This is a genomic window from Algoriphagus persicinus (assembly GCF_035156415.1).
In the GTDB taxonomy this organism is placed as follows: Bacteria; Bacteroidota; Bacteroidia; order Cytophagales; family Cyclobacteriaceae; genus Algoriphagus; species Algoriphagus persicinus.
Map to the genome: position 1 here is coordinate 91,219 of NZ_JAYEEY010000001.1, position 18,185 is coordinate 109,403.

At 42.1% G+C, this 18,185-nt stretch carries 17 protein-coding genes; 10 read left to right on the top strand and 7 right to left on the bottom strand.

Annotated features, from left to right (window positions below; genetic code table 11):
- Positions 1 to 148: 148 nt before the first annotated feature.
- Entirely contained in the window at positions 149 to 3,109 is a 2,961-nt protein-coding gene (locus U3A58_RS00365; protein ID WP_323821387.1) for a glycoside hydrolase family 3 N-terminal domain-containing protein, read from the top strand.
- Between the two features lie 6 nt (positions 3,110 to 3,115).
- Here the strand turns inward: U3A58_RS00365 and U3A58_RS00370 are convergent, their stop codons facing one another.
- Positions 3,116 to 4,066 carry a pyridoxal-phosphate dependent enzyme gene (locus tag U3A58_RS00370; RefSeq protein WP_323821388.1) on the bottom strand — a complete coding sequence of 317 codons (951 nt, stop codon included), beginning with the start codon at positions 4,064 to 4,066 and terminating at the stop codon, positions 3,116 to 3,118.
- 68 nt (positions 4,067 to 4,134) lie between these two features.
- Here U3A58_RS00370 and U3A58_RS00375 point away from each other — a divergent pair, with 68 nt between their 5' ends.
- Positions 4,135 to 4,806: a peptidoglycan DD-metalloendopeptidase family protein gene (locus U3A58_RS00375; protein WP_323821389.1), complete on the top strand. Its 672-nt coding sequence runs from the start codon at positions 4,135 to 4,137 to the stop codon at positions 4,804 to 4,806.
- Here U3A58_RS00375 and U3A58_RS00380 read toward each other — a convergent pair.
- The gene (locus tag U3A58_RS00380) at positions 4,800 to 5,570 is read right to left on the bottom strand and encodes a type III pantothenate kinase (protein WP_323821390.1); all 771 of its coding nucleotides are present in this window, start codon (positions 5,568 to 5,570) and stop codon (positions 4,800 to 4,802) included. The genes U3A58_RS00375 and U3A58_RS00380 overlap by 7 nt on opposite strands.
- 75 nt (positions 5,571 to 5,645) lie before the next feature.
- On the opposite strand from U3A58_RS00380, the gene U3A58_RS00385 reads away from it, so the two are divergent.
- From U3A58_RS00385 to U3A58_RS00395, 3 genes are all read left to right on the top strand, one after another.
- Positions 5,646 to 6,122, top strand: coding sequence for a GNAT family N-acetyltransferase (locus U3A58_RS00385; RefSeq protein ID WP_323821391.1), 477 nt, complete (start codon positions 5,646 to 5,648; stop codon positions 6,120 to 6,122).
- A gap of 87 nt (positions 6,123 to 6,209) precedes the next feature.
- The gene (locus U3A58_RS00390; protein ID WP_323821392.1) at positions 6,210 to 6,677 is read left to right on the top strand and encodes an antitoxin Xre/MbcA/ParS toxin-binding domain-containing protein; all 468 of its coding nucleotides are present in this window, start codon (positions 6,210 to 6,212) and stop codon (positions 6,675 to 6,677) included.
- 33 nt (positions 6,678 to 6,710) lie between these two features.
- A complete protein-coding gene (locus tag U3A58_RS00395; RefSeq protein WP_323821393.1) occupies positions 6,711 to 7,139 on the top strand; it encodes an RES family NAD+ phosphorylase in 429 nt (142 codons plus the stop codon).
- Positions 7,140 to 7,287: 148 nt separating this feature from the next.
- On the opposite strand, the gene guaB is transcribed toward U3A58_RS00395, so the two are convergent.
- Together guaB and U3A58_RS00405 are read right to left on the bottom strand one after the other, a co-directional pair.
- Positions 7,288 to 8,766: an IMP dehydrogenase gene (gene guaB, locus U3A58_RS00400; RefSeq protein ID WP_323821394.1), complete on the bottom strand. Its 1,479-nt coding sequence runs from the start codon at positions 8,764 to 8,766 to the stop codon at positions 7,288 to 7,290.
- A gap of 301 nt (positions 8,767 to 9,067) precedes the next feature.
- Complete coding sequence (locus U3A58_RS00405; RefSeq protein ID WP_323821395.1) at positions 9,068 to 10,255, bottom strand: RsmB/NOP family class I SAM-dependent RNA methyltransferase; 1,188 nt, start codon at positions 10,253 to 10,255, stop codon at positions 9,068 to 9,070.
- Positions 10,256 to 10,411: 156 nt separating this feature from the next.
- Between U3A58_RS00405 and prmC the strand changes: the two genes are divergently transcribed.
- Positions 10,412 to 11,245 (top strand): peptide chain release factor N(5)-glutamine methyltransferase, encoded by an 834-nt coding sequence (gene prmC / locus U3A58_RS00410; RefSeq protein WP_323821396.1) that lies wholly within the window; start codon positions 10,412 to 10,414, stop codon positions 11,243 to 11,245.
- Positions 11,246 to 11,265: 20 nt separating this feature from the next.
- Here the strand turns inward: prmC and U3A58_RS00415 are convergent, their stop codons facing one another.
- Together U3A58_RS00415 and U3A58_RS00420 are read right to left on the bottom strand one after the other, a co-directional pair.
- Positions 11,266 to 11,886 carry a thiamine pyrophosphokinase gene (locus U3A58_RS00415; RefSeq protein ID WP_323821397.1) on the bottom strand — a complete coding sequence of 207 codons (621 nt, stop codon included), beginning with the start codon at positions 11,884 to 11,886 and terminating at the stop codon, positions 11,266 to 11,268.
- Positions 11,886 to 12,875, bottom strand: a complete 990-nt coding sequence (locus U3A58_RS00420; protein ID WP_323821398.1) for a dipeptidase — start codon at positions 12,873 to 12,875, stop codon at positions 11,886 to 11,888. Before U3A58_RS00420 ends, U3A58_RS00415 begins: the two co-directional genes overlap by 1 nt.
- Positions 12,876 to 12,994: 119 nt before the next feature.
- Here U3A58_RS00420 and U3A58_RS00425 point away from each other — a divergent pair, with 119 nt between their 5' ends.
- The 3 genes from U3A58_RS00425 (at position 12,995) to U3A58_RS00435 (ending at position 16,242) form a co-directional block, all read left to right on the top strand.
- Positions 12,995 to 13,507, top strand: a complete 513-nt coding sequence (locus U3A58_RS00425) for a 3-hydroxyanthranilate 3,4-dioxygenase (RefSeq protein ID WP_323821399.1) — start codon at positions 12,995 to 12,997, stop codon at positions 13,505 to 13,507.
- A gap of 79 nt (positions 13,508 to 13,586) precedes the next feature.
- A complete protein-coding gene (kynU, locus tag U3A58_RS00430) occupies positions 13,587 to 14,864 on the top strand; it encodes a kynureninase (protein ID WP_323821400.1) in 1,278 nt (425 codons plus the stop codon).
- Between the two features lie 25 nt (positions 14,865 to 14,889).
- Positions 14,890 to 16,242 carry an FAD-dependent oxidoreductase gene (locus U3A58_RS00435; RefSeq protein WP_323821401.1) on the top strand — a complete coding sequence of 451 codons (1,353 nt, stop codon included), beginning with the start codon at positions 14,890 to 14,892 and terminating at the stop codon, positions 16,240 to 16,242.
- 87 nt (positions 16,243 to 16,329) lie between these two features.
- On the opposite strand, the gene pheS is transcribed toward U3A58_RS00435, so the two are convergent.
- On the bottom strand, positions 16,330 to 17,358 hold the full coding sequence (gene pheS / locus U3A58_RS00440) for a phenylalanine--tRNA ligase subunit alpha (protein ID WP_323821402.1): 1,029 nt from the start codon (positions 17,356 to 17,358) through the stop codon (positions 16,330 to 16,332).
- A 210-nt stretch (positions 17,359 to 17,568) separates the two neighbouring features.
- Between pheS and U3A58_RS00445 the strand changes: the two genes are divergently transcribed.
- The gene (locus U3A58_RS00445; RefSeq protein WP_323821403.1) at positions 17,569 to 18,135 is read left to right on the top strand and encodes a fasciclin domain-containing protein; all 567 of its coding nucleotides are present in this window, start codon (positions 17,569 to 17,571) and stop codon (positions 18,133 to 18,135) included.
- The last annotated feature ends 50 nt before the right edge of the window (positions 18,136 to 18,185 follow it).

The window sequence follows — 18,185 nt, forward strand, 5'->3', positions numbered from 1 at the left end:
TTATCTTTGAGTAACTTCAATTTATAAGTTCCAAATTCCGTACTTAGGAGTATCCCCGGAACTTGGTAGGTTTGCAAAAGCTAAAGAGGATCGCATCGGTCGGATACAAATTTATTTAGAAAGTTAAGGATTAAAAATTTACTCACATATGAGCAGTAAGCTTTGGAGAGTTTTCGCAGTTGGTATTATAGCGCTTACTTTTTCCTCCGGGAAACTTGATGAATCATTAATGGTAGCGGATCCTCTGTCTACCGCTGACCCGATGGTGCAGATCAATTGGGTGGATTCAGTCTTTAACAGTATGACTTTTGATGAGCGTTTGGGGCAGCTTTTTATGGTGGCCGCTTACTCGAATAAAAATCAATCTCATGTAGATGAAATCAGCAATCTTATAAATACAGAGAATCTTGGAGGTCTGATTTTTTTTCAGGGAGGACCTGATCGACAGGCTCGCTTGACGAATTACTACCAAGCTCAATCCAAAACGCCACTTTTTATCGCCATGGATGCTGAATGGGGCATAAGTATGCGCTTAGATTCTGTTCCGGATTTTCCTAAGGCAATGACTTTGGGAGCGGTACAAAACCCAGATTTGGTGTATGCTATGGGGAAAGAAATTGCGCGACAGTTTAAGGAGCTAGGCATGCATATCAATTTCGCACCTGTGGTAGATGTGAATTCCAATCCTGAAAACCCGGTGATTGGCTATAGAGCCTTTGGGGGAGATAGAGATGTGGTGACCAGGCGTGCTGTTTCGTATATGAAAGGACTTCAGGAGAATGGAGTGATCGCTAACGCCAAGCATTTTCCTGGTCATGGCGACACTGAGGCAGATAGCCACTATTCTTTGCCAGTCATCAAGAATCCTGAGCAGCGGATTTGGGATGTGGATTTATATCCTTATCAGGAGCTTTTCAAGGAAAACTTAATGTCTGTGATGGTAGCGCATTTAAATGTGCCCAGTCTAGACGATGCTGGAAATATGGCTACCAGCCTTTCCAAAAAAGTCGTAACGGATTTGCTGCAAAACCGGATGAATTTTCAGGGGTTGATCTTTACGGACGCGCTCAATATGAAGGGCGTTGCCATTGCAAATGCTCCGGGGGAAGTGGATTTGAAGGCTTTATTGGCAGGAAATGATGTGTTGTTGTATTCTCAGGATGTATCAAAAGCCAAAAGGCTCATCAAAGCGGCTGTGGCTGATGGGATAATTTCGGAGCAAGAAATAGATCGAAGAGTAAAAAAAATATTAATGGCGAAGTACTGGGCTGGATTGAATACCTATAAGCCCATTAATACATTCGGATTGGTAGAGCGACTAGATACACCTGAGACCAATGCGATCATCGAGAGCCTTTACGCAGACGCATTTACGGTAGCGACTAATAAGGATGACTTACTTCCTTTCAAGAACCTAGATTTGAAAAACTTCGCGAGTTTAAGCATTGGTGATGAGGGGAAGGAATTTCAGAAGTATCTGAGCAAATACACCAAATTTGATCATTTTAGCATTGACAAGGCTGCAAATGAAACTACCCATAACAATACCCTCAAAAAGCTGGAAGACTACGATGTGGTCGTGGTGGGGCTGATGGGCGTGACGAATAGTCCAAGACGAAAGTTTGGCGTGGCTCCTGCAGATATGCAGTTGATCAAAGATTTAGCAAAACGACAGAAAGTGGTGACGGTGCTTTTCGGCAATGCATACGCCTCCGAGCAACTACTGGGACTAGGAAATGTGGTGTTTGCCTACGAGAATACTAAAGTAACTCAGGAACTTGCCCCTCAGATTCTATTTGGTGCTAGAGCGGCAAATGGCATTCTGCCTGTGACCGTAAATGAGCAATTCTCACAAGGTGTAGGTGGCTATCTGGCTCCTATTAATCGCCTATCTTATGGTACACCAGAGAGCGTTGGTCTGGACGGAAAGATCTTGGATAAAATTGATGCTGTGGCCGAAAAGGCGATCAGGATACAGGCTACACCAGGTGCCAATGTGCTGGTAGTGAAAGATGGAAAAGTGGTTTTTGAAAGATCTTATGGTAAGCTAGAATATAAGTCCAGCCCAGCGGTGAATTCTGAAACCGTGTATGATTTAGCCTCAATTACCAAAGTTTTGGCTACTACTCAAGCGGTGATGTTTCTGGAAAGCCGGGGTGAGTTGGACATGAAAAATTCCCTGCAAGATTATCTACCAGAACTCAAAGGGACAAATAAAGGGAAAATGGTACTTAGTGAGGTGATGGCCCATGAAGCAGGTCTGATTGCCTTTATTCCCTATTATGCTCGGACAGTAGAAGCAGGTCAATGGCGGGGAGATTATTATAAGCCTGCAGCTTCTCCAGGGTTTTCCAGAGCAGTTTCCAATGACATGTTTGGAATGGACGCACTCCGAGATAGTATCTGGCATTGGACAGTAGAGTCAAAGATTACCCCTATTCCACGAGGAGCCAGTAAACATAAATACGTGTACTCTGATCTCACTATGTACTTGATGCAGGCAGTGGTAGAAAGAATAGTGAATCAACCATTGGAAACATTTTTAGATCAAAACTTCTATGATCCACTAGGGCTGAATACAATGACGTTCAATCCTGCTTTTAAAATGCCCCTTGACAACATAGCTCCAACTGAAAATGACATAACATTTCGAAAAAGATTAGTTCAGGGATACGTTCATGATCCCGGAGCAGCCATGTTTGGTGGAGTAGCGGGTCATGCGGGACTTTTTGGCAAGGCAAATGACCTAGCTGTGATGATGCAAATGATGCTGAATGAAGGCAGCTATGGTGGTGTAAATTTGATTCGGCCAGAGACTGTGATGAAATTCACCAAAAACCAATCTCGTCAAAGCCGCCGTGGCTGGGGCTGGGATAAGCCAAATACTGACGTAGGGAGTGGAGGATCTGCAGGAGATTTGGCTCCTAAATCTACTTTTGGACACACTGGGTTCACGGGCACGTGTGTATGGGCTGACCCGGATAATAATTTGATTTATGTGTTCCTTTCCAATAGGGTATATCCAGACGCGACTAATACGAAGCTGCTAAGAGAAGGGATTCGTACAGATATCCATGATATTATCTATCAGGCTATGGGAAAGAAGTAGCTTTTACTAAAAAGGCAATTTCCCCAAATCCACATTACCACCGGAAAGAATAATCCCGACTTTTTTGCCTCTAAATTTATCTTGATTTGCCAGTAAAGCAGCCAAAGGAACAGCACATGAGGGTTCTATTACTATTTTCATCCGCTCGTAAATCAAGCGCATGGCTTCTATGATTTGTGAATCTGAAGCTAACAGGATGTCAGATACGTAGGTTTGGATCAATTTAAAATTCCATTCGCCCAGTGAGGTGCGTAATCCATCAGCTATGGTATTTGGAGTAGTTTGGGGAATTAATTTGTTTGCATGGAAGGATTGAAAAGCATCATCAGCACCTTGTGGTTCTGTACCGATGACCACAATACTAGGGTTTAAGTAATGTGCCGCCAAAGAAGTCCCGCCAAGTAAACCACCTCCACCCACAGGAGCCAGAATGACCTCTAAATCTTCTTGATCCTCGATCAGCTCCAATGCACACGTAGCTTGTCCCTCTATTACATCCATATTGTCATATGGAGGGATAAACGTAGCTCCCGTTTTTTTCACGGTTTCTTCCAGGGCAGTTTCTCTGGCTTTTAGGGTTGGTTCACATTCTATAATAATCCCGCCATAACCTTTCACGGCCTTCTTTTTGATTTCAGGAGCATTGGAGGGCATGACGATGTAGGAAGGGATTCCTGCCAGAGTAGCCGCTCTAGCCAATGCTGCCGCATGATTTCCGCTACTGTGCGTTGCTACTCCTTTCGCTTGTTGGGTATCGCTAAGTTTCATTACAGCATTTGCCGCTCCCCGTGCTTTAAATGCTCCCACTTTTTGGAAGTTTTCGCACTTAAAAAATATTTCACACCCTGCATTTTCATTAATTGCTGATGAGGTCATAATAGGAGTTCGGTGAATAAAAGGCTGGATACGTTCGTGTGCAGCTTGGATGTCAACTAGGGCAGGGAAGTCAATTTTCATGGGCTGAAATTAGCTAAATTTGGGTTTGGGAGCTTAAGAATAATAGATGATATTTCTATCTTCCCCGCATGAATTGGAATGAAATTGATTTTTTCCCTGTCATGGGCGAGAACCTGAATTTTGAAAATACGGTCAAGCTGGATTTCAGCGCGGAGAATTCAGACCTGGACGCCTTGGATTTGGGGAATACTGCTTCATTTGATGCATATGTGACTCAGCAGTTACGAAACTCAGGAAGTAAATATGGCATCGGTGGTTATTTGGAACACAGGGCAATTTACCGTAGAAGTGCTGTATTTGCGACCGCAGAGGCCGATTTTCGAAATATTCATCTAGGAATAGATATCTGGACGGGGGCAGGGGTGCAAGTCTATTCCCCTTTCCTCGGGCGAATTCATAGCTTTCAGGACAATGCAGGATTTGGGAATTATGGTGCGACTATTATTTTGGAACATAAACTCTTAGGAACTACGCTCTATTCGCTTTACGGTCATCTTTTTCTATCCGATCTAGAGAACCTTGAAGTAGGTCAAGAAGTAAAAGCCGGTGATTTACTTGCTCATGTAGGGCCATTTCCTGAAAATGGTGATTGGCCACCCCACTTACATTTTCAGTTGATGTGGGATTTAATGGGGAATGTAGGTGACTTTCCGGGCGTCTGTTCTAAGCGGGAAGTTGGTGTATATAAGGCTAACTGTCCAGATCCAAACTCGCTTTTGCGTAGCGAGGTCATTTATTGATTGGCTAGTGTAATTAATCTCAAACCTTCAAGTGTCAGATTTCTATCGATTTCATCGAAGACTTTTTCAAGAGGTGTCAAAATCTCTGCTAAACCACCTGTAGCAATCACAGTAAATTCAATTTTTGTTTCCAGTGAGATCGTTTCTATTATTCCTTTGACCAAACTTGAGTACCCGTAAAGTACTCCAGCTTGTATTGCATGGATAGTGTCTTTTCCAATAGCTGATTTTGGGAGTTTGAGTTCTACATCAGGGAGTTTGGATGTGTTGGTAAATAGCGATTTGATAGCAGTTTTGAGGCCCGGGACGATATTTACACCTATGATTTCACCATCGGAATCCACGACGGTAAATGTAAGTGCGGTACCAAAATCAACTACGATCAGGGCTTTGTCATACTTCACATAGCTTGCCATCACGTTACACATCAGGTCGGTTCCAATTTCATTTGGTTGGAGACTTTTTACAGGAAGTTTTTGAAAACTAGCTGGGGAAATAAGATAAGGCTCTGTCCCCATGTAATTTTCGCAAAATTGCAGAATCTGATCATTTACCTCAGGAACTACAGAGCTAAAACCTATTTGCCTTATATCTCTGGGGCTGATACCATGCTCCAAAAAATACATGGGGACTTTTTTGTGAAGTTGACCGGCGAATTTGGAAGATTGTGTTTCGACTCGAAAGTGATTCTTCCAGCTTTCATTCACTTCATCGTACAGCGCAAAAACTACATTAGAATTTCCCGCATCTATTGCTAAAAACATTGTTTCTCGGATTTGATTAAATTTAGTCTTTCCTAAAATGAAAATCCAAATTATAACCTCCTAATAAAATTTGAAATGTACACATTAAGAGAAGGCCAAGTTGAGGACCTACCTCAAGTATTGGAATTGATAAATGAGTTGGCTCTTTATGAGAAAGCTCCTGAGCAAGTGACAAATACGCTTGCAATGATGGAAGCCGATGGATTTGGAAATAATCCTGTATTCGGAATGTTTGTCTGTGTTAAGGATGAGACTTCTGAAATTGTCGGCATTGCTATTTACTATTATCGCTACAGTACGTGGAAAGGCAGACGTATTTACTTGGAAGATTTGGTAGTCACTCAATCTGAACGAGGAAATGGTGCAGGAAAATTGCTTTTTGATCGTATCATGAAGAAAGGCCTAGAGGAAAATTGCACTGGAATGATGTGGCAGGTTCTCGATTGGAATGAGCCAGCGATCAATTTCTATAGAAAATATGGAGCTACACTAGAAGCAGGCTGGCTAAACGCACACTTACAAGATTATGAGATAAAACAGCTGCTTGATTAAGCATAAATAAAAATATTGCAAATACAATTATATAATATTGTATTTGCAATATTTTTTTGTAAATTAGTGAGCGTTAAATGAATAACTATGACACACACTTGGAAAATATCATTTGGTGAGGCGGGAACTGAGTCCATTCACACAGGCAATGATTCTTATTATTTTTTCCACGAGACTTTTTCAATGGTTAGCGAGCCGATGGAGACCTATGAGGTGGCTGTGTCGTTTCATGATACAGGTGAGCTTTTTGATTTTTTAGACTTTACCCAGCAGGATGTGTCAGAGATGCTAGAAGTAGATCCTAGTACATTGTCCCGGTGGCGCAAGGAAGACAGGAAGCTTACCAAGGTACTTACGAAAAATATTTTGGAGATGGATCAGGTGATCGCAAAGGGCATCAGGATATTCGGTACGGAGGAGTTGCTTTCACAGTGGCTTCACACTGAGAATACATCCCTGGGTGATCAAAAGCCATCTGTATTGATGAAGAATCCCTATGGAATAGATCGTGTGGATGAAGCGATGGAAGCGATGACTTGGGGATCTATTCTGTAGATGGTGAGGTATTTTCGACTAATTGAAAATCTTGTGGGTAGGAGTTCACTAGGCTTTGGTCTGGGAGCTGGCAGATGGAATCAATATGGAACTCCGATAATCTACGGATGTAGCGTTGCCTCCCTAAATTTTCTGGAGCTTCTGAGTATCAAAGGAAGTGTAGTAACACAAAGCAAGTGGATGTTGGTTGTACTTGAGATTAATGAACCAATACCAGAGTTAGACGCTACGCTTTTGCCTTCTGACTGGAAAAATAGACCTCACCCCCGATCGACGCAGGAGTTTGGTACGGCTTGGGCTAAAGGAATGATTTCTCCGGTTTTAAAGATTCCTTCCTGTCGAATTCCTCTTAAAAGCTATCCAAGTGAACATAATCTGTTGATCAATCCGCTTCACTCTGAATTTCAAAATTATGTTAAACTAGTGGAAGAATGGGATGTGAGTTTCGAGGTAAACTCTTAGGAGGAAGACCGAAGTAGCCTCATCTCTATATTTTACCAAAGCCGATCTTGTTTTTAATTCTTTTGTAGAAAAACATATTTACCCAAAAAGACCGGAGTTTCCGGTCTTTTTGGGTATTACTCAGTAGGTTAATAAAATCCAAGTTAATTTATGATTTGAGGCTATAGTTTGGAGCTTCTCTGGTTACACTTACATCGTGTGGATGAGATTCTTTCACACCGGCAGCAGTGATTTTTACGAATTTGCCGTTGTTCTGAAGATCCTGGATAGTCTGCGTACCACAGTAGCCCATTCCTGCTTGTAGCCCACCGACAAGCTGATATAGAACTTCGGAAACCAAGCCTTTGAAAGGAACCCGGCCTACGATTCCTTCTGGAACCAATTTTTTGATATTGTCTTCTGCGTCTTGGAAGTAACGGTCTTTGGAACCAGATTCCATTGCTTCCAGTGAACCCATACCTCTATAGGATTTGAATTTTCTTCCTTGGAAAATAATCATTTCACCCGGTGCTTCTTCAGTTCCCGCAAGTAATGATCCGATCATAATAGAACTTCCGCCAGCAGCGATAGCTTTCACCAAATCACCAGAGTAGCGTATCCCGCCATCTGCGATAACAGGTACACCACGACCCTTCAATGCTTCCGAGCATTCAAATACAGCAGACAATTGAGGGACACCTACGCCGGCAATGATTCTAGTAGTGCAGATCGATCCTGGTCCTACTCCGACTTTGACTGCATCTGCTCCTGCATCAGCAAGTGCTATAGCTGCTTCTGGAGTAGCAATATTTCCTACGATTACCTCCAAATCTGGGAAAGCAGCTTTGATTTTTCTACAGGCTTCGATTACTCCCTTGGAATGTCCATGAGCAGTATCTATAGAAACTACGTCCACACCTGCATTTTTCAATGCCTCTACTCGCTCTACAATATCTGCTGTCACACCTACTGCTGCTCCAACCCGAAGTCGTCCGTATTCATCCTTGCACGCATTTGGCTTATCTTTTCTTTTGAGAATATCCTTATAGGTAATCAGTCCACTTAGTCTGTACTCATCATCTACTATGGGAAGCTTTTCGATTTTATATTCCTGTAGAATTTCCTCTGCCTGCTCCAGCGAAACTCCCGATTTTGCTGTAATCAGGTTGTCAATTGTCATAATCTCACGGATAGGACGATTCTGATCCTTGATAAAGCGAAGGTCACGGTTGGTGATAATGCCTTTCAAGACTTTGTTTTCGTCAACTACAGGGATTCCGCCAATGTTAAATTCGCGCATGATTTGCTCAGCATCACGAACTTTTGCATCTATGTGAAGTGTGATAGGATCAAGGATCATTCCTGCCTGCGAGCGCTTTACTTTGCGTACTTGTGCAGCTTGCTGATCAATGGACATGTTTTTGTGAACAAATCCAAGTCCCCCTTCAAGAGCAATTGCTATAGCCAATTCAGCCTCAGTGACCGTGTCCATAGCAGCGGAAACCAATGGAATGTTTAGCCTGATTTTCTTGGTGAGTTGTGTAGAGGTATTCGTGTCGCGTGGAAGGACTTCTGAATAACCTGGGACTAGAAGCACGTCGTCGTAGGTGAGTGCTTCGTAGAGAAACTTATCGGAATTTCTATTCATGGCAAATATTGGTGTGAGGTAACCCTATTTGCCCGTCAAAGTTACACACAAAATTCAATGCCAAACCAATCCCTTCCAAAATAAATTTGGAATAGAGCTACATTTCCTACCAAAACCAAAATTGTAATTTGATGAAATCGAGCATGACGCAGGCGACACACACTGGGATGATTATCAACTTTGCGTGATTCCATGTGACCAATAAAACTCAATTATAAACACATGAATAATGAAGAAATCCTGAAATTGAATTCGGTAGATTAAATCAATTCAATAATGCCGTGTTTGAGAAGAAATACATCTACTTCTTCTGTAGCCTGGCAATATAGAACCCGTCGAAGCCACTTTCCTGTGCCAAAACTTTCTGATCTTCGATTAATTCGAACTCCCTTCCAGCCTCACTTGCCAGGAATTTGGCGATTTGATCCTGGTTTTCGGATGGCAAAATACTGCAAGTAGCATAGACCATTTGCCCACCCGGCTTCACCATTGATGAATAGCTTTGAAGAATTTCCTGCTGGGTCTGCCGTACTTTAGCGATGGATTCCTCACTGAGCTTCCACTTGGTATCAGGATTTCTGCGAAGAACTCCCAAACCTGAACAAGGAACGTCTAAGAGTAATCTGTCAGCCGTTTCTTTCATTCGCTTAATTGTCTTGGATCCTTCGATCACCTTACGCTCTATAATAGAAACCCCATCTCGACGGGCTCTAAGCTTGGTTTGCTGTAGTTTCCATTCTTCCACATCCAAAGAAAGGACCTTGCCTTTGTTTTGCATCAGAGCTGCGAGATGAAGTGACTTACCTCCAGCACCTGCGCAAGCGTCAATCACTCGCATTCCCGGCTCTACCGCGAGGGCTGCAGCGACTAATTGCGAGGAAGCATCTTGCACTTCAAACATCCCTTCTTTAAAAGCAGCATTTCGAAACACATTCGTACGTTCATCCAAGATCAGCGCATCAGGATACCCTTTTATTATATGTGTGTGAATGTTATCTTCTGCCAATCTGTTTTTCAGTTGCTCGCGAGTGATTTTGAGCGTATTGACACGTAAGACTACTTGTGCCTCCTGATTCAAACTGTGGAGCTCTGCTTCCCATTTATCTCCCAGCTCCTTTTTACCAAGGTCAAAAAGCCAATCCGGTACTGACTCCAACTTGGCGGGGTCATCCAGCTTTTCATACTTTTCTTGGATTTTTTCGGGGTTGATTTTTGCGAACTCTTCCCATGGTGGAAGGGTATTCCCCTGCATCAGCCAGTAGGTTCCAAAAAGATCATACGGCTCCTTGCTTGGGCTCAAATAATTGATCAGTCGCCACCAACGAACCATCTCATAAGTAGTCTCTGCAATAAAAGATCGATCACGCGCACCCCATTTTGGGTTTGACTTTAATGTCCGCTCGATTACTTTATCAGCATATTGGCCTTCTTCAAAAATTGCTGTAAGTGCGGTATGAACTCCGCGGATGGTATTGTTGTGTAGCTTCATGGGAAATAAATTCTCCACAAAGGTAGTTTTTCTTTCTGAGTCTCTCAGAGTGAGTTTTTAAAAGGGTCTAAAAAATGCCTTTTTCGATTATGAGCCGTGTATCCCATAATAGAAATTTTGCTTTCTATACCTTTACATTCTAAAATCGATCAACCCATGCCAACCTTTCAAGAGCTTTTGTCTTCTTGGGCCGTAAAACTTTCCGATTATGATATGCAAGAATCTGAATCGTTAGTTAGCTGGCTTTTTGAGCATCATTTGGGATGGAAGAGAACTGAGAACTTGAATAAAGCTGACGAAAGCTCCTTTCCTCCAAAGCTTTTTGAAGACCTAGAGCGATTGAAAACTGGGGAGCCTATACAATATATTCTGGGGAAGGGTCCATTTTATGGGAGAGAATTTTTGGTAAGCCCTGCCACGTTGATTCCTAGAAATGAAACAGAGGAATTGGTGCACTTGATCATTAAACAAAATCCAAAAGCAGGGTTGAAGATTCTAGACATTGGCACTGGAACAGGTTGTATTCCGATTTCTTTGGCTTTGGAGATGAATAGTCCTGAGATATTTGCAATGGATATTTCGGAGGATGCATTAGTGATCGCTCGTCAAAATGCTGATGTGCTGGGAGCTAAAGTAACTTTCACTAAATGTGATATACTAATTCAGACTCCTGAAGTTGGAGAACTGGATATTTTGGTATGTAATCCTCCCTACATTCCTGAGCAAGAGAAAATTGAAATGCATAGAAATGTACTGGATTTTGAGCCGGAGTTAGCCTTGTTTGTGAGTAATGATGATCCCCTGATTTTTTACCGCGCGATCGCTCAAAAAGGAAAGCAACTGCTAAAGACAGGAGGGAAGCTGTACTTTGAGATCAATGAAAAGTACGGGAAAGAGGTGGCTGCTTTGATGCAGGCCATGGGTTATTTGGACGTTCAGCTTTTAAAGGACATTAATGGGAAGGATAGAATCACAGTAGCTCGACACTAGATTTAAGTATCTAGTCGGAATTAGTCTAGCTGAGTCACCATTTCCCCAATCCAAAAAGTCCCAGGCGCTTTGATCTCTGTAATTCCCTCTGGCACTTCCAGCATCGTAGCATAGGTAATGGGCAAGATCAATTCTCCATTTATATTTTGAATTTGCACAGGCATCCCTTCTTTGCCATGAATGTGGATATTGCTTTCTGCAAACCATTTTTTGAATTTGCCGGATTTCACTGGGTAGTATTTCCAATCGCCATCCAAGATGGTAAGATTCATCAGCTCAAGTTTATCTTGAAGATCAAGTGCTTTCAGATGTGAAATTCCTACTAGGTGCACCGCTTTGTGGTCAGTAGATAAAAGATATTCCAGTCCAGTATGCAAATCGGCTTCTTGGAAAACTGTAACAAATGTAACGGGATATTGCTCTTCCAGTACTTGTTGATTTTCTGCTTGAAAAGCCTCTGAAGCTAAAATCACATCAATTTTTATTCCCCAACTCAATACCTGATCCAGTGCTCTTTCACTGACAAGTACGGTAGGAACCCATTCTAGAAGTGGAGAAACCTGATCAAAACGAATCTTGTCTGCATCTAAAAGAAAGACAGCTGGCTCTTGTTGTTCTATGACAAAATGATGCGATGACATCAACCCTGTAGTTTACGGTAAAATTCAAGTGAATTTCTATAGGCTAAGCCCTCCAGATCCGACGGAGTTAACTTGTCTTCCAAACTTTCGATCAATGAGGGATATTTTCCCGCATTTTCGGCTAGAGGAAAATAGAAAGGGATGCGGGATGAATCTCCAAAATCTTTGGTGTAAAAATAATCTGCACCGAAGCAGATGGCCTTTTCTCCCCCAAGCTGAAAACCATGAAGGAAATGCTCAAATAGGCGCTCCGGTACTTCTGGATCTAGGAATTCTCTAAGGAAATTTACACCAATAAGCCCCCCTCGTTGGATGATTTCTTTGGCAAACTCATCCGTAAGATTTCGAGGGTGATTCCAGATTGCTCTGAAGTTGGAATGACTTGCAAGCACCGCTATATCCAGATTATTGCTATCAATATGGTTTAGGATCCCTTCTGCGAGCAAATCTGAAGTATGTGATAAGTCAATTGGAATTTGCTTGCCGGCGATATAATCCAGAAGTTTTTTGCCATCATCCTTCAGCCCAATTCCCTTGGTATAATTTCCTCCACCAAATCGATTCTCAGTATGATGTGTCAAGCTGATGTAAGCGAGCGATTTTACTTTTTCCAAGATAAAATCAAACTGGCTGTAGATCTCTTCCCAACTCGTAGTTTCATTCCCAAATCCAGCCGCATTTTCTACTGAAGCTTTTATCCCTATGCAATTTTGCTTTCCCCAGTTTTGTAAAAAATCTGAATCAATTAATGCTAAGTCATTCCTGTTTTTTTGATGTAGCTCCTCAAAAATCACTGCTTGCCTCGCAGCCAAATCCATGCTTTCCGACTTTACATCTGTATAAATAGCCAAAATTTGCATACGCACCCCCCCTGCTATCATCCACGGAACAGCACAGGCAATGTCACCTTTCGAATAGGGATCTGCACCGGGGATCTTAGCAAGATAGGACAACAAATCACAATGCAGATCAGAAATAGGGAATGTCATCGTTTTTTGGGGTTAGGACAAAGTAAACCAAAAAAGCATACGTTTTTTAATACTTTTAGGCAGGATTACGGTTAAGTAATACTAAAATAGATTTTCAATTTCACTGGATAAATAAAGATATGGCCTTAGGACAACCTTTCAACTTCAAAAAATGGATAGATGAAAATAGACATCTGCTCAAGCCACCAATTGGAAACCAGCAGGTTTATAAAGGAAATGATGACTTCATTGTGATGGTGGTCGGCGGTCCTAATTCCCGAAAAGATTATCACTCTAATGAAGGAGAAGAGTTTTTCTATCAATTGGAAGGTGATATCATCCTAAAGGTGATAGAAGACGGCAAGCCAAAGGATATTCCTATCAGAGAAGGAGAGATATTCCTTCTTCCATCAAATGTTCCTCATTCCCCTCGCCGCCCTGCCAATACGATCGGGCTGGTGATCGAGCGCTACAGAAGAGAAGGGGAGCTAGATGGATTTATCTGGCATTGTGAAAATTGCGGAGAAAAACTCTACGAGGAATATTTCGAGGTTACAGACATTGTCAAGCAATTGCCACCAGTTCAGGAGAGATTTTGGAATAATCCTGAACATACTACTTGTAGCAATTGCGGAACAGTGATGGGAAAATAGAATTGTAAGAAGATGAAGCATTACGCTGCCTCCTTTTAAGGCGCTGATCCACAACGATTAATTCAATTATACTAAAAGAATGACGTACCAATATTCAGCCCAATTCGCACGGGAGATGGATGAGAATGATCCTCTTTCCGACTTTCGGGATCGTTTTCTTTTCCCAAAAGTTCATGGGGAAAACGTAATTTATCTGTGTGGAAATTCTCTGGGATTACAGCCTAAAACCGCAAAAAATTACATAGCAAAAGAATTGTCGAATTGGGCTGAAATGGGGGTGGATGGGCATTTTCATGGTGAGGATGCGTGGTTTTTTGCTAAGCAAAAATCGAAGTCGGCATTAGCGGAGATCGTAGGAGCTCATGAGCATGAAGTGGTGGCCATGAATAATTTATCGGTGAATCTCCATCTGCTGATGGTATCATTTTATCGACCTACCAATGACAGATATAAAATAATCGTGGAAGCCGGGGCTTTTCCCTCTGACCAATACATGCTGGAAACGCAAGTAAAGGTTCATGGATTAGCCCCAGAAGATGCCATCGTAGAACTTAAGCCGAGAAAAGGTGAGCACGCACTTCGTACGGAGGATATTTTGGCAGAAATAAGAATGCAAGGAAATTCACTGGTCATGGTTAATATGGCTGGTTTGCAATATTATACTGGTCAGGTTTTCGATATGAAAGCCATAACCGCTGCAGCCCATGAGGTGGGTGCATATGCTGGCTTTGATTTGGCACATGCAGCAGGCAATGTTCCCCTGAATTTGCATGATTGGGATGTGGATTTTGCGACTTGGTGCAGCTATAAATACATGAATTCAGGTCCTGGAAATGTGTCTGGAGTATTTGTTCACGAGCGGTTTGCTGAGCGGCCGGACATGAACCGTTTTGCAGGCTGGTGGGGTCATGATCAGGAGCAGCGCTTCAAAATGGAAAAGGGATTTGTGCCTATGCACGGTGCGGATGGCTGGCAGCTTTCCAATTCTGATATAATTGGTCTGGCAGTTCATCAGGCTTCTTTGGATATTTTTCAGGAAGCAGGCATGGCGAATCTAAGAAAGAAGTCAGAACTTCTGACAGCCTATTTAGCCTATTTAATTGAGGAAATCAGTGGAAAATCGGGTGTTTTGGAAATTATTACTCCTAAAAATCCAGCGGAAAGGGGTTGTCAGTTATCTTTGCACATTCATCGAGGTGGCAAGGCAGTCTTCGATGAATGGTATAAACAAGGAGTCGTAGGCGACTGGCGCAATCCAAATGTGATCCGTCTGGCTCCTACACCGCTCTATAACAGCTTCCTAGACCTGTTCCGATTTGCACAGATTTTGGAACAATCTCTGAAGAAATTCGCTTAAAGGAAGCGGGGACAAAAAAATCCAAATGGAAAAAAATCAAGTTACCGTATTAGGAGCCGGATTGATCGGTTCTTTGATGGCTATATATCTTAAGCAGCAGGGGCTGGAAGTGGAAGTCTATGATAAGAGACCTGACAAGCGCAAATCTACTTTTGATGAAGGCAAAAGATCCATCAATATGGCACTTAGTCATCGCGGATGGAAAAGCTTGGAAGAGGTAGGATTGAAGGAAAAAGTAATGCCTTTGGCGATTCCAATGTACGGCCGCAAAATCCATGATGAACATGGCGGTACTACTTTTATTTCCTACGGAAAAGAAAATCAGGCGATATACTCACTCTCAAGAGGAAAATTCAATCAGCTGCTTGTAGAAGAAGGGGAGCGATTGGGCGTACATTTCAACTTTGAGCACAAATGCACTGATGTAGATTTTCGCAATCAGGAAATTAATTTCAAGACACCTCAGGGTGAAAAAAAAGTTTTAGCCCCTGTATTAGTTGGGTCGGATGGGGCGTATTCTTCGCTTAGACTTGCGATGCAAAAGCAAATCCGATTCAATTACAAACAAGAATACATCACGCATGAATACAAGGAGCTGACTATTCCTGCTACCGCTGATGGCGAATTTGCCATGGATCCGAATGCACTGCATATTTGGCCTAGAGGCAAGTTTATGCTGATTGCACTTCCAAACCCTGACAAAACATTCACCTGTACCTTGTTTTTGCCTCACAGCGGTTCCAAAATATGCTTCGACAAAATCAATGACGAAAATGATTTAGAGATCTTATTCTCTAATTATTTTGATGATGCGTATCACTTGATGCCTAATCTCAAAACAGAGTTTTTCGCAAACCCAACTTCAGCGTTGATCAATGTGGAGTGTTTTCCATGGGTGCAAGGCACAAGTTTGCTTTTGGGTGATGCCAGCCATGCAATGGTCCCCTTCTATGGGCAAGGTATGAACTGTGGTTTTGAAGATTGCTCTATTTTAAATGGCTTAATTGATAAGTTCGGGACTAATTCTTGGGATTTGGTTTTTGAGAAATTCCAGAAAAAACGCAAAGTAGATACCGATGCCATCTGTCAATTGGCGATGGAGAATTTTGAAGAAATGAGAGATTCTGTGTCCGACCCTAAATTTGTCCTTCGTAAGAGAATAGAAAGCAAGCTCTATGAACTCTATCCGAACGATTGGATTCCATTGTATTCCATGGTGACTTTTACGGATATGAGGTATTCGGAAGCTTATACCCAAGGAAAATTGCAGGAAGCAATAATGGATCGCGTGATGGCAGATCCGCTGATCACGGAGAACTGGAATAAACTCAACTACGAGGATATCATCTATAAAATGGAAACAGCAAAAGCGGTCTAAAGCTATTTTTAACCGCGAAAAACTCTGTGACCTCTGCGGTAAAAAACTCTCATAAAAAAGGCGTTGAGAAATCAACCCCTTTGGTTTTTATAAAAGTGGCCTAAACTGCCTCAAGAATCTCACATCATTCTCAGTGAATAGACGAAGATCTTTGATCTGGTATTTTAGCATGGCTATTCTCTCTATTCCCATTCCGAAGGCAAACCCGGTATATTTTTTAGAATCAATCCCACTGTTTTCCAACACATTTGGGTCAACCATTCCTGATCCTCCTATTTCTACCCAACCACTGCCTTTGCAGACATTACAACCTTTGCCACCACAAATCAAACAAGTGATATCAATCTCTGCGCTTGGCTCGGTAAAGGGAAAATAAGATGGTCTAAACCGGACTTTGGTTTCCTTGCCAAACATCTCTTTGGCAAAGTGATAAAGTGTGTTTTTCAAATCAGCAAAGCCTACATTTTCGTCCACATAAAGTCCTTCTACTTGGTGGAAAATACAATGCGCCCGCGCTGAGATCGCTTCATTCCTATAAACTCTCCCCGGAGATAGTGTACGAATCGGAGGTTTCTGATTTTCCATCACACGTACCTGTACAGAAGAAGTATGCGTTCTCAGAGCAATATCAGGATTCTTCTCAATAAAAAATGTGTCCTGCATCTCACGGGCTGGGTGATTTTCTGGAAAATTCAGTGCAGTGAAGTTATGCCAGTCGTCCTCTATCTCGGGACCTTCAGAAAGGTTGAATCCGATACGTTCGAAAATCTCTATAATACGCTGACGGGTAGCAGTCAAGGGATGAATTCCACCTAGCCTTTGATTAGATGGTGGAAGTGTCAGATCTATACCGGCCGATTTAGACTTCTTATTCGCTTGATTTACTTTTTCGATCAGTTCCTGAAACTTCTCCTCAGCAAGCTGCTTTACTCCGTTTACCAGCTGTCCGTAGGATTTCTTCTCCTCATTGGGGATTTTTCCCATTCCTGCAAAGAGCTCACCCACCACAGATTTTTTGGAGATATACTCCATTCTGTAGTTTTCCAGCTCCTCTGGATTAGTTGCATCGGCGGCTGAAATAGCGGCTTTAATAGCTTCGATTTTCTCCTGGTACATTACTTACTGGTTAATCAAGCCACAAAGCTAATGGTTTTGAGGTTTTTTGGATAAAAAAATCAAGCGATTACAATAAAGTACTCAGTGAAAAGCTGGCTTAATGACCAAGAATAGAAATCTTTTATGAAGGGTACTAAATCCACCCAAACAGAAGTGCTCGTATCTCATCCCAAATAAAGAAACCAAAAAAATCATCAAACTAACAAGATCATGAAAATTCAAAATTTCTTCAAAGTGGCTTTCGCAGCCTTTATTTTTCTTTCTGCAAACCTAGCTTTTGCTCAAATGGAAAAAACAAAAATGGTAGGTGGCGCAGAAATGTATCCTTCTAAAAACATTGTGGAAAATGCAGTGAATTCTGCAGATCATACCACATTAGTAGCGGCTGTAAAAGCAGCAGACTTGGTGGAGACACTACAGGGTAAAGGCCCATTTACAGTTTTTGCACCAGATAATATGGCTTTCGACAAGCTTCCTTCTGGTACGGTAGAGACACTTTTGAAGCCAGAAAACAAAACTACACTTCAGGCTGTTCTTACTTACCACGTTATAGCTGGTAAAATGGGATCAAAAGAAATCGCTGCCGCAATAAAGAAAGGAGACGGTAAAGCTGTTCTTACTACAGTGCAGGGTGGAAAGTTGACCGCTTGGATGAAAGGTAAAGACCTTTATATCACTGACGAAAATGGTGGAGAATCAAAAGTAACAATTGCGGATGTATGGCAATCAAATGGTGTGATCCACTCAGTAGATACTGTGGTTCTTCCTAAAATGTAATCGTTGCTTGTTGCCCAATTGCTAAGCCGGTTCCGTTTGGAGCCGGCTTT

Coding starts and splice junctions, on each gene's coding strand:
- U3A58_RS00365 (WP_323821387.1), top strand. CDS start 149: ATGAGCAGTAAGCTTTGGAGAGTTTTCGCAGTTGGTATTATAGCGCTT.
- U3A58_RS00370 (WP_323821388.1), bottom strand. CDS start 4,066: ATGAAAATTGACTTCCCTGCCCTAGTTGACATCCAAGCTGCACACGAA.
- U3A58_RS00375 (WP_323821389.1), top strand. CDS start 4,135: ATGAATTGGAATGAAATTGATTTTTTCCCTGTCATGGGCGAGAACCTG.
- U3A58_RS00380 (WP_323821390.1), bottom strand. CDS start 5,570: ATGTTTTTAGCAATAGATGCGGGAAATTCTAATGTAGTTTTTGCGCTG.
- U3A58_RS00385 (WP_323821391.1), top strand. CDS start 5,646: ATGTACACATTAAGAGAAGGCCAAGTTGAGGACCTACCTCAAGTATTG.
- U3A58_RS00390 (WP_323821392.1), top strand. CDS start 6,210: ATGACACACACTTGGAAAATATCATTTGGTGAGGCGGGAACTGAGTCC.
- guaB (WP_323821394.1), bottom strand. CDS start 8,766: ATGAATAGAAATTCCGATAAGTTTCTCTACGAAGCACTCACCTACGAC.
- U3A58_RS00405 (WP_323821395.1), bottom strand. CDS start 10,255: ATGAAGCTACACAACAATACCATCCGCGGAGTTCATACCGCACTTACA.
- prmC (WP_323821396.1), top strand. CDS start 10,412: ATGCCAACCTTTCAAGAGCTTTTGTCTTCTTGGGCCGTAAAACTTTCC.
- U3A58_RS00415 (WP_323821397.1), bottom strand. CDS start 11,886: ATGTCATCGCATCATTTTGTCATAGAACAACAAGAGCCAGCTGTCTTT.
- U3A58_RS00420 (WP_323821398.1), bottom strand. CDS start 12,875: ATGACATTCCCTATTTCTGATCTGCATTGTGATTTGTTGTCCTATCTT.
- U3A58_RS00425 (WP_323821399.1), top strand. CDS start 12,995: ATGGCCTTAGGACAACCTTTCAACTTCAAAAAATGGATAGATGAAAAT.
- kynU (WP_323821400.1), top strand. CDS start 13,587: ATGACGTACCAATATTCAGCCCAATTCGCACGGGAGATGGATGAGAAT.
- U3A58_RS00435 (WP_323821401.1), top strand. CDS start 14,890: ATGGAAAAAAATCAAGTTACCGTATTAGGAGCCGGATTGATCGGTTCT.
- pheS (WP_323821402.1), bottom strand. CDS start 17,358: ATGTACCAGGAGAAAATCGAAGCTATTAAAGCCGCTATTTCAGCCGCC.
- U3A58_RS00445 (WP_323821403.1), top strand. CDS start 17,569: ATGAAAATTCAAAATTTCTTCAAAGTGGCTTTCGCAGCCTTTATTTTT.